This is a genomic window from Brevundimonas sp. UBA5936 (genome assembly GCA_002430835.1).
Lineage (GTDB): Bacteria > Pseudomonadota > Alphaproteobacteria > Caulobacterales > Caulobacteraceae > Brevundimonas.
In genome coordinates this window covers 1-13018 of the sequence record DJDA01000140.1, presented here as the reverse complement: position 1 = coordinate 13018, position 13018 = coordinate 1, and the positions used below count along the sequence as shown (strand labels likewise).

Sequence of the window (13018 nt, the reverse complement as noted above, 5' to 3'; positions counted from 1 at the left end):
AGGGGGCGCGAGCGGCGCGGCGCCGCCCTGGCCGTGGGCGTCGCCATACCGCTGTCCTATCTGACGCTGGCCGGCCGAAAGGCCGCGCTGCGGCGCATTGGCCAGACCCGCAGCGGGATCGTCGAGGATCTTGTCGTTGCAGGTCTTGGCGTTGCGGCGGTCGCAGGTGCGACACGCGCGCGGCGGCCTTAGCCGACCAGCCTGACGGCGTCAGATTTGCACAGCGTGAGCCCGATGGTTGCGCGCCTCTCTGGTGAAATGCGAGATCGCACCCGCGCCGATCGGGAGAGAGGCGGTCAGGGCGGCGCTCAAGCTGTGCGGCGGCGCAAGAGCCCCGCCACCGACGATCAATCGGTCGAATGGGCGCCGCTCCGGAGATTCGGCCAGCCACCCATTCTTGCTGATCAGGCGCCTGTGCCAAAGCCCTTCGGCCCGCCGGCGCCCGCGGCGCCGTCGCCGCCGGTCGAAGGCGATGGGCTCCGGTCGGCCGGATTGTTGTTCGCCAGCGGGTCTTGATTGGCTCCGCTCTTGCGAGCCCGGCGGCCGGCTTCGACTTCATCGCCGTCCAGGTCGGGCGCTTCGCGGGGATTGCGGTTCGGATCGTTCGGTTGAACGTCGGTCATAGTCATCTCCCTGTTTGTTGCCTGAAACCAAGCGGTGGGAGGTTCACTGGTTCCTACTGCCGAGCTACTTCGCGAATCGAAGCGGCCCAGCGAGAACCGGGGGACTGTCCTCAAGCCGGGCCGCTGATCCCATTGAAGGGATTTGTTGACGGCGAAGCGCCGCGCAGGGTTACCAGTCAGGCGGCAGGTACGGGCCGAAGCCGGCGCAAACGTACATGCGCGTCTTGACGACATATCCCGCCGGAAGCCAGGGAGACGTTACGAACGGCCCCCCATTGCAACTGTCCGATGCGGCATGAATTAGGGTGGTCATATTGGAGTCTGAGTAGACTTCGTAGGAGTAGGCGATGGGCCAGCAGTTATCGAAGCCGAGGCAATACTGATCTTCACCCGATTGCGCGGCAGCGACGGCTGGCGGCACGGGCGCCGCACCCGCGGCCACAACATTCATCGTGAGCGCAGCCATCGCGACGCCTAGAGCTTTTACGGACATATAACTCTCCCGATGGAGACTATCTCCGGGCGAGAGGATCACAACCGTTACGCGAGCGCGCAACTCACAAGAGTGTTAGCGCGCCAGAAGGTTGCACATGGACGAAGACGACGACATCGACCCCTCAGACGACCCCATCTATCGGGCTGGCGTGCTCATGGGCCGGAACCAGGCTCTGACGGACGTCATGGAGCGCCTGTTCTCGCCGGACGCCGTATCAGCCGAGAAGACCGTCCGCGCCCTTCACGCCTGGGTCCAGCAGACCATGGACGAGGTGAGGGTTGAGATGCAGCTCGTGTTCGCGGATTTCGAGGCCGAGGACGACGAAGACGATGACGATGAGGGCTAGAGCTTAGCGCGCGCCCTCTCCAGGCGAGCCTGTAGTTTCTCGCGCTGCGCTTCATAGGCCGTCCGTTTCTCTTCCCTGCGCGCTCTAAGGGCTTGCAGCTCTTCATCCAGCCGCCGTGCGGCCTGACCGTGCATGGCGTCGAGGTCGTCCAGGGCGATTTGGGCTTCCTCCACCCGTTTCCGATCGGCGGCGCTGGGCTGCTTCGTCTTCTTCGCCGCGCCCTTCTTCGGAGCGGTCGCCGGCAGCTTCACGTCGAGCCTGCGCTCAATCACCGTGCCGGGCGAAGCCTTGGCGGCCTCAGCGTCGGGGCTGTCGTCGATTTCCTTGGCCAGGCCGGTGGCGAAGAGATCCTGGCCGCTGCCCCAAGCGGCTAACGCCTTCGGTCGCGAGCTGGCCGCCACGGTGAAGGTGTGGAAGCCGTCCGACCACTCGAACAGCTTGAGCCGCGGAGCCATCAGGTCGGATCCGCAAGCGGCGGCCTGGGCAGTTCGCGTGCGCCCTCCGGCTCGGCGACGCCAGGCGGTGAAGGCTCCGTACCGGCGGCGTCCTCGATCTTCTTCATCTGTGTGGCGTCGTCGTCCAACTCCGGCGGGGCAGGGGGCGGGTCCGATGGTCTCGGCCTGGCCGGACGGGCGGAGATGTTCTCCTGGCCGACGCCGCGAAGCCGTTCCGCTGGATCGCCCCTCGATACTGTGTCGGCTTTGACCGGCGTGAGGTCGCCGTCCTCGTTGTTGAGATGTTCAGGCGGATCACGGGGTGTCTCGGTCATGGCTCTCTCCTCTTATGCCCAGGAGAGAAGTTGATGGGCGAGGAGGCGTTCCAGAACCTGGCGTCATGACTGTCTCGCCGGTGTTCTCCTCGCCTATGCCCATCAACGCGAATTGCGGCAGGGATAGCCGTCACGCCGAGTTGCAAAGGTGATGCTGCCCTTCCAGGGCTTGGATCCGAGATCGTGGGAGCCAGCTCCGATCGACTTTGCTGAGGCCGTCTCCCGGCCATGCCTCGAAACGGGGATGCAAGCGCGAAAGAGGATTCGGCTCCCGAGCGCCAGCCTGCTTCCGCATGGGTCCGCTAGGCGACCTAAGGAACAGGTCGCGCGGCGGGCTCTTGCTTCACCGTCACAGAGGAGCCGCAACATGCCTCACTTCACCATTCGCTACAGTGGATCGGGGACGGGCGTCCTGCGCGTCGAATGGGTCACGGTGGAGGACGCCGCGGCCGCCATGGCCGAGGCGCGGCGGCGGCTCGCCGTCAGCCGAACCTTCTCTTCCGCAGAAGTCTTCGACGACGAGCATGCCTTGTATCGACTGGCGTCGAGGCGAGACGGCGTCTCGGCCGTGGAGGCGAGCGAAGCGCGGGCCTCGGAGCGGGCTGGATGACCCGGAACCTTACGGTCCGCGGGAAAGTCTTCGACGCGGCGGAACGCTTTGAATCCGGGCGGCTTCCCTCAACACCTCATCAAAGGAGAAACCCATGAGAGCTTCCATAGGTCTGATCGGAGCCGTCGTTCTGCTTGGAGCGTGCGGAGATAACCGCGACGCCGAATCCCCCGTCGAAGGGCCTGTGGTGTCCGCGTCGGAGACGCCTCGGAACCCCGCCGTCGACACGACAGAGAACGCTGCAGAGGGGACGATCACGCCGGGCGCAAATTCCTTTACCGAGGGACAGGCGAGAAGCGCCATTGAAAAACAGGGCTACGCCCAGGTCGGCGCTTTGAGCCAGGGCGAAGACGGCGTCTGGACGGCGACCGCCGTCAAGGACGGCGTCCAGTCCAGGGTTTCCGTAGACTACAAAGGCGTCGTCAGCGCTTCGCCCGCTTCCTGATGCTGAAGGAGATTTCCATGTCCACCATCACGCGACTCTACGATACTCACATCGAAGCAATGGACGCCGTGTCCGCCCTCGAAGCCGCCGGGTTTGGAGCGGCTGACATCAGCGTCATCTCCAATAACGCCGACAACTGGCACGAGAGCCACCGACATCACGGGCGGTCGCCCGGTGACATGAACGGCGACGGCGAGAACGACGTCGCAGAAGGCGCAGGCAAGGGGGCGGCGACCGGCGGCGCGCTCGGCGTGGGCGCCGGCGTTCTCGCAGGCCTGGGCATGCTGGCGGTGCCGGGCCTGGGCCCCGTGGTGGCGGCAGGCTGGCTCGCGTCGGCGGCGGTTGCGGGGGCCGCGGGCGCTGCTGCGGGCGGGGCGGTCGGCGGAATTCTTGGCGCGCTTAAGGAGACGGGCCATGATGACGATGACGCCCACGTCTACGCCGAAGGCGTGCGTCGGGGCGGAACCCTGGTCAGCGTTCGCGTCAATGAAACGGAGCGGGCCCGGGCGCAGGCGATCCTGGACGAGAGCCGCGGCTGGGACGCCGCCGCTCGAGGGGCCGCCTATCGCCAGACGGGCTGGACGCGCTTTGACCCCGCCGGGGCGCCCTATACGACCGACGAGATCGCTGCGGAGCGCGCTCGATATCGATAACGCGCGCAGGGGAGGCGGCGCGGGCGCTTTGCGCCGCCTTCGCCGCCTCGCGCGGGGGCAGGAGGACGGAGAAATGAAAAGAATACGCCTGTTACGCTCCCGCGTGGGCGTCAGACTTGAACGCATCCAGCCCGGCTCAAGACGACCGGAGGCGTGGTATCGCCTGACCGGAGAGGGGACGGACAAGCCGCGCCGCTATGATGATAAAGCCGCGGCGAAACGGGCCTTCGCCTGGAGCGTCGCTCGCCGTCTCGCGGCTCGAGGACGTCCCTCAGCCTGGTTGGTGGTAGGATAGGCGATGCCGATGTTTCTCGTGGACTACCAGCAGGGCGAGCGTTGCTTTTCTCTCCAGTTGGAAGCGGAGGACTGGGAGGACGCTGAAGACAAGCTCGTGGCCCTGCAGGGCGGAGCAGAAGTGGTCGGTCGCCTGGTGATGGAAGGCGATTGCGAAGGCGCAGTCTCGATCGGCGGAGGCGGTCGTTGTTGATCTGGCCGTAAACGACGGCGCGCCGTCTAGGCCAGTCTGCTCATCACGGCCTCGAAACTCACTTCGGGCGCATCGGGCGAAGACCCCGACATGAGCGCGTCCTGGCCGAGGATATCGCCTTCCAACTCGATACGCGCCCGCTCGACGCCGAACACGGATCGCAGGACAGGGATGATGGTATGCCGATCGAGCTGCAGGCTGGCCTTGAACCTCGCTCCGTGAATGACATAGGAGCCGACATAGAACGAGCTGCTGTCGCCGCCGATGATGCGCCCGCCCTGGAGCACGACTACCCCATAGCCCGATCCCAGCCGTGTCCTGAAGCCGATCTTGTAAAGGCCATCGTCCATCAGCGCTGGGCCGCGAGGCGAGCGGGAGAATTCGGCTGCGATCTGGGAGCCGACTCTCGCTCGGCGGCGCCTGAAAGGTCGGTGTCGATCTGCGCCTTCCCGGACCCGTCGCACATGTGGCAGACGCCCGTGTCGACGATGCCTGATCCCGCGCATCGGAGGCAGAGCTGGGGCTCCGGCGAACCTACGTCGATCTGCGTCATGGACCTGTGCACATACTCTCTAGTCACGCCCCCTATTAAGGCTCAGAGGTTTAACCGGCGCTCCGGAATCCCGTTCCTCCTCACGCGGATGCGACCGAAGGCTGGCATAAGGAACGCTGCCTTCACCGAAGCCCAAGCGGTCTAAGCGCGAAGGCCCTGGGCGGCAAATAACCTTCGCGGCGCGGCCTGGCGAGACAAGACAGCGCCGATGGCCGCGATCCTTTCGACCTCTCGATAGCCTTCGTGCGCCAGCATCCCCCCGAAGACATCCGGGTCGATCTCCTCATAAGTCATGCTCGCGCCTGCCTCGGCGGCGAGCCGCTCGAGCTCGATGCGCAGCAGATCTCGGCCTTCGATGATCGGGCTGCCCGTGTAGAGCACGAAGCGCCCCCGCGGATGCAGGCGATGCAGTCCAACAGAGACCCACGCCAAGGCGAGGTCCATGCCCAAGGCGCCGCCTCCATCGCGATAGGTCCGATGCTCGCCGTCGGCCAGATAGGGCGGGTTGGCGATGATGAGATCGAACTCGCCGGCTGCGGCCTCGGGCCCAGAGCCCGCGACCAGTTCAATCGACAGGCGGGCGTGGGCGGCATTGGCGGCTAGGAGAGCAAGGGCGAAGGGGTTCACGTCCCCGGCCACGACCCTGGAATGCGGCAAGCGTGCGGCCAGCGCCAGCGCGCCGGCGCCGGCGCCGGCGCCGACGTCGAGGATCGAGCGCGGCTGCGTACCGCATAGCGCGGAGGTCAGGAAGCGGACGAAGCGGTAGCTGTCCGGTCCAAGGAAGACGGCGTCGGGGGCGTCGCTCCGGGCGGAGTGCAGGTGCAGGCGCCCGTCAAGCGCACTGACCCTGACAGCGGATCGAAGCGACGCGCCCTCGTCGACGAGGAGCCCGCCGCTCGACATCGTGGCGAGGAGGGTAGGGTCGAGGTCGTTCGGTTCGAAGGGGCGCCCCCAGCCGAAGATGTCTCGCAGGTTGGCGGCGCGGGCGCGCTCCCGCCGGGACGCCACCCGTCTGTGGGTGGCGGGGGTCGGGCTCACGAAATCGTACCCGGCGGCCGCCAGCAGGTCGAGAAGGGCGACCAGGGCCGCGCGCCGCTGCCCAATCCCCATGTCGGCGGGGCTAGGTCCAGGGCGGCGATCGCTGTGATCATGCGCTCCTTCCATCAGGTCGCCTTCGAGCCGGGCGGCCGGATGGCTTGGCTTGCGACGGCCGGCCGGGAGCGGCGGCGCGGACGACCTGGGCCGGCGGGTGGGGAAGAACATGCGGATTTCCTGACGGTCCTAACCAAACGAGGAGGCGCTCAAGCTTTGAAACCGGCCGTCGTCGATCCGACGCTAGGCCTTCTAGATAAGGCTCCAGCGCCTGCGGCGTTGCATCCGAGCGGGCGCTCGGGCGTACGCGTCCGACGCGGTCAATCTCGGCTCGCGTGGTTTGCGCCGCAGCTTGTGATGTCGCAGATTCGGCGGCCGTCGATCGCGGTCACCGTGACCCGATACGAAAAGCCGTCGTCCCTCACGGTGTCGCCCTCTTTCAACAGCTCGCCCATGAAGCGCAGAGCTTCCCTGTATGCGTCGTCGTCCGTGGCCGCCGCGATCTCCGCGCAGAAGGCGGAGTGGTGCCCGAACAGGGCGAAACGATAGAGAGGGTGGTAGGCGGTCCCGCAGGTCATCGGCGCTCTCCGAGGTATCCACGACTTGAACGAACGCGTCGGCGGGCTGAAAGAGCGAACTGTCCGGAGGACAGCTCTACAGCGGGCCGCGCGCTTTGGACGTCGCCATCGGCGGTGGCCGGATATGACGGCTCCGTCGACGACCGGCGGGACGCGAAGGCGCGCCTCAGCATGCTGGACTTGTTAGGCGAGCATAAGAAAACCGATCTGCCGCATTGGGACTCAGGCGGGCCTAACGAGCCTGACAGCTCGGCTTCGAGAGGGGAGCGAGCCCGGATTGCAGGGCCTCCGGTTTGGCGGGTGTTCGGAGAGCGGCCTTTGGCGCTTGAAGTTTCCTGCAGACGCGCCTCAGGCGTGCTCTCGCTTCGGAGGGCATGTCCTTGACGTTCGGAACCGTTCTCATTCCCGTGAGTTGGCCCATCGCAGCTCTCTAACCCCTGGAGCTGCCCTCTGTTGAACCGCGAAGCCCCTCGTTGGAGGCCCCAGGCGCCGGCGAGGGGTCTTCATTTGCCTACAGAAGAAACGCTCGCACGGGCGGGAGCCACATCCGCCGGCCGGGCCAGCGAACACATTGATGGTGTCGCCGTCGCTGTCGGCGCCACGACCTCCCAAGCTTCTCTCTACGGAAGATCGGCCCGGGCTAGCAGCAGACGGGACGCAGGCGTTGCAAGGCCGACAGCACGGCCAGCAACCTTATCAGGGAGCCGGTGGCGACGCCCGCGACGGCGAAGCCCCGCAGACGACACTCGGATGCCAGCTGGACAGGCGAAGGCCGCCGCACTCGACTAGCGGCAAAGATCACCGGGGCCGCCAGGCCGAGGTTGCGCCATTGCGAAAATCGACGTTCCGCCATGGGGTGGTCTCCTTGTCGTCATGGCCACCTGAAAGCAACCTCGCCGCACGGCCGACGACCTGGCGGCCGACATCAATGAGTCTGTCCGATCACTCGAAGGCCGAGGAAGCGGCGATCGCGAGTAGGGCCAAAATCGCAATCACCACCGACCATTCGCCGAAGCTGGGTCGCCATTGGGGACGTCTGGGCAAGTCGCGTTCCTCTACCGTCGGTCCAGCCCCGCTCTTTCAGGAGGTGCGCGAGGGACTGGAGCAGACCCGCTCAGGAGGCGAGCGACTGGGCGAGCTTAGACCTCCAAGCGCTTTGCGCGTTTAACCTGTGATGATTAACGGCAGCGCTTTTGATACTTCAGCCCGCACGCCGCCGCAGTCGAGGGACGGAGGCCGCCTAGAGGAGGCGCTCGTTCCCGGTCAGGCGTTTGAATAGGCGATCGAGCGCCGCGAGCAGGTGTCCGCCAAATCCAGTCATGCGAAGCCAACAAGCTGCGCCGGAATTGGTTGCGGCCCGGTGCGCCGCAGGGGGGGCGTGGCTGCGCGCCGGGCCGCATCGCACGCCAGCGCCGGAATGCGCCTCCTTAAAGCTCGAGGACCATCCGGGGTTCCGTCTCAGCCCATCCAGCCCATGTAGGCGCACCCGACGATCCCTATGAACGAAAGCGTTCCGAGCAGCAGCGCCGCCTCTCACCCGGCTAGACGCCACCAGCGGGGGATGGGAGATTTTTGTTTGCGCAAAGACGATCTCCCGGCGCCAGGAAGAAGGGGATGCCCGGCAAACTGCTTAAGCCCGGCCTGGTTCCTCTCGGTCGCGCCTTTCTCGTCAGGGGTTGCGGCCCGGAGCGGTGCTCAGGGGGGTGCGCTCCGGGCCGCAGACTTCCGCGCGGAAGACAATCCTTAGCCGTCCCGAGGGCGATGGGTTCCACGGGGGCGGCTCTTCGACCAACTGCGGAATGACAGCCGAAGCCGGCCCGCTTCACGTTATCCGGTCGCAATCCAGTAAAGGATGCCGAAGATCGCAAGACACAGGGCGATCAGGACCGCCTCTGTCATCCGTCCCGTTCGTTTGGGCCGCCCCGGCACGTTCCGCCTCCCGTCGTGAACGATGTTACTATTTTACAATTTGCATGGCTGTCCAGCCCTCGACCGGCCGCATCGACGGACCGGCTCGGCGACCTGGATAAATCCCTCCTGGGCAGCATAGGGAAGGGCGAGTCCGCAGCGCTCTTCTGGCGCCCCCTTCTCCCTGCTGCACTCCGCCTTGGCCGTCAGGCGTTTACGCGCTGGTCGGTATCGTCGACGTTCGCCGCCGCCTGGGCCAGCAGGCTTCCTCCGATCAGCAGAGGAGAGTCCTCGGCTGAAAGGGGAGGTAGGCAAACAAATCGCGCCGCCTTTTGGCCGTTCCGTAGGAACAGATGGATCTCGACGTGGTCGCCGGCGGCCGCCAGCCGCTCCGCCACGGTCTTGGCGACGTCTTCCGCGGCGCGCCCGCGCGCAAACAGCTGAGGCTCGACGTCATCCACGCGGACGGCCCAGACGTCGCCAAAGGGTTCTACAACGACGGTTCGCATCGAAGCATCTCCAGTGAAGAGTGAAGGCGGTCGCTATTTGGATGGCCGCGGAGACGGTTCAAGGGGCGCTGTAGTCCAGCCCGGCAGGCTGTTCCATAAGTTTGGGGGCTTCCAACCGACGGCCGGCCATTGCGACTGCGTCAGCAAAGGCCGGCCAGCGTCCCGGCCCGGATCGCGTCCGGCCTACGCCTTCATGGCGTGCCAGCCTCGGATCATGAAGGCCTGGAAGAAGGACACGGGCGTCGCAAACCCTGCTGCCCGCCAAAGGGCCTCGGTCTCTGCCGCCGGCAGAACCCCCAGCGCGTCGCGCAGCATGCTCTCCCGCCTGGCCGACGATTCGGGGGGCGCGCCCATCAGGGTCTGGACCTGATTCCAATCCTTCAACATGTCTCGAAACCCCGCATCTTCGAGATCGGCGCTGATTTCGGCGCTGACGAAGCGACCGCCCCGCTTCAGTCGATCATGAATGGCGCCGTAGAAGGCCGGCCGTTGTTCCCGTCTGATGAAATGGGCGACCAACAGGCTGACCGCGGCGTCGAATGGGCCGGGGGGCGCGTCCTCGGCGTAGCCCTGGATAAGCTCGCATCGCTCCAGAACGCCCGCTTCCTTTAACCGGTCCCGGCCGACATTCAGCATCTCGGCGGAAGGATCGACCCCGACGAAAAACCATCCTGGACGCGCTTGGGCCAGGGAGAGGATTTCAGCGCCCGTTCCCACGCCGACGCACAGCACTCGCGCTTCGCTCGGACATTCGGCCAGGACCAGGCCCGTCAGGAAGTGGAGGCAATTGGAGATCGGAACGAGGGCGCGGTTCCGATGGTCGTAGGCGTCCGCCATCTCCTGGTTGAAGAAATACGGCGAGGCGGTCGATCGGGAAGAAGGCATTGTTAATGTGTAACACAAACGTCGTCCGATACCATGCCAACCGTCATGTCCTGTTAGAGCAACCGGCCGATCGTCCGAGGCCCATTTCGGAAATCCTAATCCAGCCTCACATTGACCGCGCAGATCTGGCGGCCGTCCTTCGTCTTCACTCTCACTTCGAAGGCGACGGATTCCCGGCTCAGGATCTCGCGCTCCTTGATCAGATCGCCGGCGAAGCGAAACCCTTGACGACGCGCCTCGGCGTCCGTCGAAGCCTCGGCTTCGTGGACCTGATCCACCTCCAGACCGGCGACGAGGAAATCGTAGAGGGCCATGACGGAAACCTATACGCCCGAGCCTGAACCTAGGATGACTCTGCTGATCGGCGTCTCTCGGCATGGCGCCAGGCGATCCGACCCATGCGAAGGGGAACCGTTAAAGCAACGCCTGGGCGTCGAGGACGTTATCGACGCCGCGTCGCATGAGCGGCGGCGATGGAAATGCGCGAAGTGTGGAGCGGGAAGGCGAAGAGGGGATGTGGTCCGGCGACGAGCTCCACGATCTGATCACGATCAAGCTGACGCGGCGCAGGAGCGTGTCTCCAGCAACCCTCCGCAAGCTCAGTGAAGCGTTCAATCCCTTGGCGCTCATCCCTGCGAGGGACGACCTCATCGTACAGGGCGTCAAGGCCTCCTCCTGCCTCCTGCTTTTGAACGGGTTTGCGGCTCGCTACCGCTTGTTGCGGAATGGGCGGCGCCAATTCACCGAGATTTGTCTCCCAGGCGATTTCGTCAATCTCGGCTCTTTGTTGAAGAAGCGTCAGCCGCAGGGCGTCGTGGCCCTGACGGACTGTCGGGCGGCCTCAATTCCCCATGCTCGCCTTGATCGGTTGATCGACGCCGACGGCGACCTGGTCAGAAGCCTGTGGCTGGACACCCTGGTCGACGGCGCCGTGAGCCGCGAGTGGATTCTTGCGCTCGGCGCCCAGAGCGCAAAGGAGCGCCTGGCCTGGTTCCTGTGTGAACTCTACTGCCGACTGGAACTGGTGGGCCGCGCGAAAGACTGCTGCTTCCAGTTGCCTATGACCCAGGCGGAGATAGCGGATATCCTTGGGCTTTCGACCGTCCATGTGAACCGCGTCGTGGCGGAGCTTCGACGAGAAGGTCTCGTGGAGTGGAAGGGGGCTCTTGTTCATCTGAAGGATTGGGGCGGGCTGGCCGCCCTGGCCGAGTTCGACAAGGCCTACCTGGAGTCGCCTCCAGAGTAAGCGGGCGGTCGCGGTGGGAGGGCGGCGCGAGATCGGCCGCGTCCGTCCCTGTTCTCGCTACAGGCGCAAGCGTAGATGGCTTTTATCGACCCATCGACCCACCCCGGCGCAATCGGAATAGGCTCCGATCCATTAGGATCGTTGTCGGCGACGCTGAGGTGATCGTCACTACATTGACCTCAGCGGCGAACATGCACCTTGGGAACAGCGTGGCCGGCGTAACGTTGGCCCGTCATGGCTGGCGATGTTGCAACCCTTATCGGCTCGGCTGCAGCAATCTGCTCGATTACGAGCTTTGCCCCGCAGGCGTACAAGATCTGGAAGGAGAGGGACGCCTCGGCGGTGAGCCTCAAAACCTATTCCCTGACCGTCAGCTGTTTCATCCTGTGGACGATCTACGGCGTGATGACCTCGGCCTGGCCTGTGACCATCGCCAACGCCTCCGCCCTCGTGATGGCGTCGGCGGTCCTGGTTATGAAATGGCGCTTTCGCGACGCGGGGAAGAGCGCATCGGACGCGTGAACGCGGTCAGGCGGCAAGCGGAAAACGCAGGGTGAAACAACTGCCTTGACCGGGGCCGTCGCTGGCCAGTTCGACAGCTCCGTCATGCATCTCGACCAACTGCTTTACGAGAGCCAGGCCGATGCCGAGACCTTCGCGCGAGCGATCGTCAGGCCCCTTCGACTGAGTGAACAGATCGAAGATGCGGCCCTGCATGTCATGCGGCACGCCCACGCCGTTGTCGGCGATGTCGATCCGCACCTCGTCCTGGACGACATCCGCGGAAACACGGATCTGTCCTTCGGACGGCGTGTATTTGGCGGCGTTGGTCAGCAGGTTGCTGACGACCTGCGACAGGCGGGTGAAATCGCCTTCGAGCCACAGGGGCTGGGAAGGCAGGGCGACCGTCAGGTCGTGCGCGCCAGCCTCGATCTTGGGTCGGCTGGTGTCCACGGCGGACTCGATGACGCTCTGCAGACTCACACGCTCGCGCTGAAGGGAAATCTTGCCCTGATCGATCCGGGCGACGTCGAGCAGGTCTTCGATCAGCCGCGAGAGGTGGTGGGCCTGAACCTCCATCCGCGCCTGGATGTCGGCCTTGCGGTTCTTGTCCGACTGGCGCTCCAGAAGCTGAAGACCGGCGCGGAGCGCCATAATCGGGTTGCGCAACTCATGGCCCAGCATGGCGATGAAGTCGTTCTTGCGGCGGTCCGCCGCGCGCAGGGCGTTGGCGTAGGCCTCCAGTTCATCGCGCTGGGCGAGAATCTCCATGCGCTGACGATAGAGATCAATGAAGATGTTCGCCTTGCTGCGCAGGATGTCGGTTTCGATCGGTTTCTGGATGAAGTCGACGGCCCCGGCCTCATAGCCCCTGAACCGTCGCTGCAGATCGGCGCTTCCCGCCGTGACGAAGATGATGGGGACGTGGCGCGCGTTCACATTGCCGCGCATGAACTCGGCCAACTGGAAACCGTCCATGCCCGGCATCTGCACGTCCACCAGGGCCAGGGCGACATCGTGGACCAGCAGCAGCTCCAGCGCCTCGTCGCCCGAGCGGGCCTTCAGGCAGACGACGTCCTCCCGCTTCAGCAGCGCCTCCAGCGCGAGCAGGTTCTCTTCAAGGTCGTCGACCAGCAGGAGGTGAATCGGCTGTTCCGGGCTGCTCATTCTGTTCCGAGACCTTTCAGATGTTCGGCGATGCCTTCGAGCGGCAGGGCGATGGCCGCCGTGCAGGCGTTGCGGGCGGCCTGGGGCATGGCCTGGGCGTAGGCGGCGGCGGGCTCCTCCACCAGGGCGACCCCGCCCGCGGCGGCGACG

At 65.4% G+C, this 13018-nt stretch carries 19 protein-coding genes and 1 pseudogene; 9 read left to right on the top strand and 11 right to left on the bottom strand.

The window, feature by feature from the left end:
* Positions 1-192, top strand: a pseudogene (locus tag B2Y21_RS14570) (hypothetical protein); the annotation flags it as partial.
* 212 nt (positions 193-404) lie between these two features.
* Here the strand turns inward: B2Y21_RS14570 and B2Y21_RS14565 are convergent.
* Together B2Y21_RS14565 and B2Y21_RS14560 are read right to left on the bottom strand one after the other, a co-directional pair.
* Entirely contained in the window at positions 405-623 is a 219-nt protein-coding gene (locus B2Y21_RS14565) for a hypothetical protein (RefSeq protein WP_292060533.1), read from the bottom strand.
* A 169-nt stretch (positions 624-792) separates the two neighbouring features.
* Complete coding sequence (locus tag B2Y21_RS14560) at positions 793-1116, bottom strand: hypothetical protein (protein ID WP_292060532.1); 324 nt, start codon at positions 1114-1116, stop codon at positions 793-795.
* 97 nt (positions 1117-1213) lie between these two features.
* Here B2Y21_RS14560 and B2Y21_RS14555 point away from each other — a divergent pair, with 97 nt between their 5' ends.
* Entirely contained in the window at positions 1214-1465 is a 252-nt protein-coding gene (locus B2Y21_RS14555) for a hypothetical protein (protein WP_292060531.1), read from the top strand.
* On the opposite strand, the gene B2Y21_RS14550 is transcribed toward B2Y21_RS14555, so the two are convergent.
* The gene (locus tag B2Y21_RS14550; RefSeq protein ID WP_200165258.1) at positions 1462-1920 is read right to left on the bottom strand and encodes a hypothetical protein; all 459 of its coding nucleotides are present in this window, start codon (positions 1918-1920) and stop codon (positions 1462-1464) included. The genes B2Y21_RS14555 and B2Y21_RS14550 overlap by 4 nt on opposite strands.
* Positions 1920-2234: a hypothetical protein gene (locus B2Y21_RS14545; RefSeq protein ID WP_269298466.1), complete on the bottom strand. Its 315-nt coding sequence runs from the start codon at positions 2232-2234 to the stop codon at positions 1920-1922. Before B2Y21_RS14545 ends, B2Y21_RS14550 begins: the two co-directional genes overlap by 1 nt.
* Before the next feature lie 367 nt (positions 2235-2601).
* Between B2Y21_RS14545 and B2Y21_RS14540 the strand changes: the two genes are divergently transcribed.
* The 4 genes from B2Y21_RS14540 (at position 2602) to B2Y21_RS14525 (ending at position 4429) form a co-directional block, all read left to right on the top strand.
* Positions 2602-2844 carry a hypothetical protein gene (locus B2Y21_RS14540; RefSeq protein ID WP_292060530.1) on the top strand — a complete coding sequence of 81 codons (243 nt, stop codon included), beginning with the start codon at positions 2602-2604 and terminating at the stop codon, positions 2842-2844.
* Between the two features lie 94 nt (positions 2845-2938).
* Entirely contained in the window at positions 2939-3289 is a 351-nt protein-coding gene (locus tag B2Y21_RS14535) for a hypothetical protein (protein WP_292060529.1), read from the top strand.
* Between the two features lie 17 nt (positions 3290-3306).
* Entirely contained in the window at positions 3307-3942 is a 636-nt protein-coding gene (locus tag B2Y21_RS14530; RefSeq protein WP_292060527.1) for a hypothetical protein, read from the top strand.
* A gap of 298 nt (positions 3943-4240) precedes the next feature.
* A complete protein-coding gene (locus B2Y21_RS14525; RefSeq protein WP_292060526.1) occupies positions 4241-4429 on the top strand; it encodes a hypothetical protein in 189 nt (62 codons plus the stop codon).
* A gap of 26 nt (positions 4430-4455) precedes the next feature.
* Here B2Y21_RS14525 and B2Y21_RS14520 read toward each other — a convergent pair whose 3' ends face one another.
* The 4 genes from B2Y21_RS14520 to B2Y21_RS14505 all read right to left on the bottom strand — a co-directional run bounded on the left by B2Y21_RS14520 (position 4456) and on the right by B2Y21_RS14505 (position 7505).
* Entirely contained in the window at positions 4456-4779 is a 324-nt protein-coding gene (locus B2Y21_RS14520) for a GrlR family regulatory protein (RefSeq protein WP_200165252.1), read from the bottom strand.
* 344 nt (positions 4780-5123) lie between these two features.
* Entirely contained in the window at positions 5124-6245 is a 1122-nt protein-coding gene (locus tag B2Y21_RS14515) for a methyltransferase (RefSeq protein WP_292060525.1), read from the bottom strand.
* Positions 6246-6394: 149 nt separating this feature from the next.
* Positions 6395-6652, bottom strand: a complete 258-nt coding sequence (locus tag B2Y21_RS14510; protein WP_200165250.1) for a DUF6894 family protein — start codon at positions 6650-6652, stop codon at positions 6395-6397.
* A 640-nt stretch (positions 6653-7292) separates the two neighbouring features.
* Positions 7293-7505, bottom strand: coding sequence for a hypothetical protein (locus B2Y21_RS14505; RefSeq protein WP_292060524.1), 213 nt, complete (start codon positions 7503-7505; stop codon positions 7293-7295).
* Positions 7506-8913: 1408 nt separating this feature from the next.
* On the opposite strand from B2Y21_RS14505, the gene B2Y21_RS14500 reads away from it, so the two are divergent.
* Positions 8914-9093: a hypothetical protein gene (locus B2Y21_RS14500; protein WP_292060523.1), complete on the top strand. Its 180-nt coding sequence runs from the start codon at positions 8914-8916 to the stop codon at positions 9091-9093.
* Positions 9094-9252: 159 nt separating this feature from the next.
* On the opposite strand, the gene B2Y21_RS14495 is transcribed toward B2Y21_RS14500, so the two are convergent.
* A complete protein-coding gene (locus B2Y21_RS14495; protein ID WP_292060522.1) occupies positions 9253-9906 on the bottom strand; it encodes a class I SAM-dependent methyltransferase in 654 nt (217 codons plus the stop codon).
* Between the two features lie 143 nt (positions 9907-10049).
* A complete protein-coding gene (locus B2Y21_RS14490) occupies positions 10050-10268 on the bottom strand; it encodes a hypothetical protein (RefSeq protein WP_269298481.1) in 219 nt (72 codons plus the stop codon).
* A 146-nt stretch (positions 10269-10414) separates the two neighbouring features.
* Here B2Y21_RS14490 and B2Y21_RS14485 point away from each other — a divergent pair, with 146 nt between their 5' ends.
* Positions 10415-11200: a Crp/Fnr family transcriptional regulator gene (locus B2Y21_RS14485; protein WP_269298483.1), complete on the top strand. Its 786-nt coding sequence runs from the start codon at positions 10415-10417 to the stop codon at positions 11198-11200.
* Between the two features lie 234 nt (positions 11201-11434).
* Positions 11435-11722: a SemiSWEET family sugar transporter gene (locus B2Y21_RS14480; protein WP_253107997.1), complete on the top strand. Its 288-nt coding sequence runs from the start codon at positions 11435-11437 to the stop codon at positions 11720-11722.
* Positions 11723-11728: 6 nt separating this feature from the next.
* Here B2Y21_RS14480 and B2Y21_RS14475 read toward each other — a convergent pair whose 3' ends face one another.
* Complete coding sequence (locus B2Y21_RS14475; RefSeq protein ID WP_292060521.1) at positions 11729-12868, bottom strand: hybrid sensor histidine kinase/response regulator; 1140 nt, start codon at positions 12866-12868, stop codon at positions 11729-11731.
* Between the last annotated feature and the right edge of the window lie 150 nt (positions 12869-13018).

What these genes read in the sequence shown, in the direction of transcription:
- B2Y21_RS14565 (WP_292060533.1), bottom strand. Translation starts at nt 623, where the DNA reads ATGACCGACGTTCAACCGAACGATCCGAACCGCAATCCCCGCGAAGCG.
- B2Y21_RS14560 (WP_292060532.1), bottom strand. Translation starts at nt 1,116, where the DNA reads ATGTCCGTAAAAGCTCTAGGCGTCGCGATGGCTGCGCTCACGATGAAT.
- B2Y21_RS14555 (WP_292060531.1), top strand. Translation starts at nt 1,214, where the DNA reads ATGGACGAAGACGACGACATCGACCCCTCAGACGACCCCATCTATCGG.
- B2Y21_RS14550 (WP_200165258.1), bottom strand. Translation starts at nt 1,920, where the DNA reads ATGGCTCCGCGGCTCAAGCTGTTCGAGTGGTCGGACGGCTTCCACACC.
- B2Y21_RS14545 (WP_269298466.1), bottom strand. Translation starts at nt 2,234, where the DNA reads ATGACCGAGACACCCCGTGATCCGCCTGAACATCTCAACAACGAGGAC.
- B2Y21_RS14540 (WP_292060530.1), top strand. Translation starts at nt 2,602, where the DNA reads ATGCCTCACTTCACCATTCGCTACAGTGGATCGGGGACGGGCGTCCTG.
- B2Y21_RS14535 (WP_292060529.1), top strand. Translation starts at nt 2,939, where the DNA reads ATGAGAGCTTCCATAGGTCTGATCGGAGCCGTCGTTCTGCTTGGAGCG.
- B2Y21_RS14530 (WP_292060527.1), top strand. Translation starts at nt 3,307, where the DNA reads ATGTCCACCATCACGCGACTCTACGATACTCACATCGAAGCAATGGAC.
- B2Y21_RS14525 (WP_292060526.1), top strand. Translation starts at nt 4,241, where the DNA reads ATGCCGATGTTTCTCGTGGACTACCAGCAGGGCGAGCGTTGCTTTTCT.
- B2Y21_RS14520 (WP_200165252.1), bottom strand. Translation starts at nt 4,779, where the DNA reads ATGGACGATGGCCTTTACAAGATCGGCTTCAGGACACGGCTGGGATCG.
- B2Y21_RS14515 (WP_292060525.1), bottom strand. Translation starts at nt 6,245, where the DNA reads ATGTTCTTCCCCACCCGCCGGCCCAGGTCGTCCGCGCCGCCGCTCCCG.
- B2Y21_RS14510 (WP_200165250.1), bottom strand. Translation starts at nt 6,652, where the DNA reads ATGACCTGCGGGACCGCCTACCACCCTCTCTATCGTTTCGCCCTGTTC.
- B2Y21_RS14505 (WP_292060524.1), bottom strand. Translation starts at nt 7,505, where the DNA reads ATGGCGGAACGTCGATTTTCGCAATGGCGCAACCTCGGCCTGGCGGCC.
- B2Y21_RS14500 (WP_292060523.1), top strand. Translation starts at nt 8,914, where the DNA reads ATGGATCTCGACGTGGTCGCCGGCGGCCGCCAGCCGCTCCGCCACGGT.
- B2Y21_RS14495 (WP_292060522.1), bottom strand. Translation starts at nt 9,906, where the DNA reads ATGGCGGACGCCTACGACCATCGGAACCGCGCCCTCGTTCCGATCTCC.
- B2Y21_RS14490 (WP_269298481.1), bottom strand. Translation starts at nt 10,268, where the DNA reads ATGGCCCTCTACGATTTCCTCGTCGCCGGTCTGGAGGTGGATCAGGTC.
- B2Y21_RS14485 (WP_269298483.1), top strand. Translation starts at nt 10,415, where the DNA reads ATGAGCGGCGGCGATGGAAATGCGCGAAGTGTGGAGCGGGAAGGCGAA.
- B2Y21_RS14480 (WP_253107997.1), top strand. Translation starts at nt 11,435, where the DNA reads ATGGCTGGCGATGTTGCAACCCTTATCGGCTCGGCTGCAGCAATCTGC.
- B2Y21_RS14475 (WP_292060521.1), bottom strand. Translation starts at nt 12,868, where the DNA reads ATGAGCAGCCCGGAACAGCCGATTCACCTCCTGCTGGTCGACGACCTT.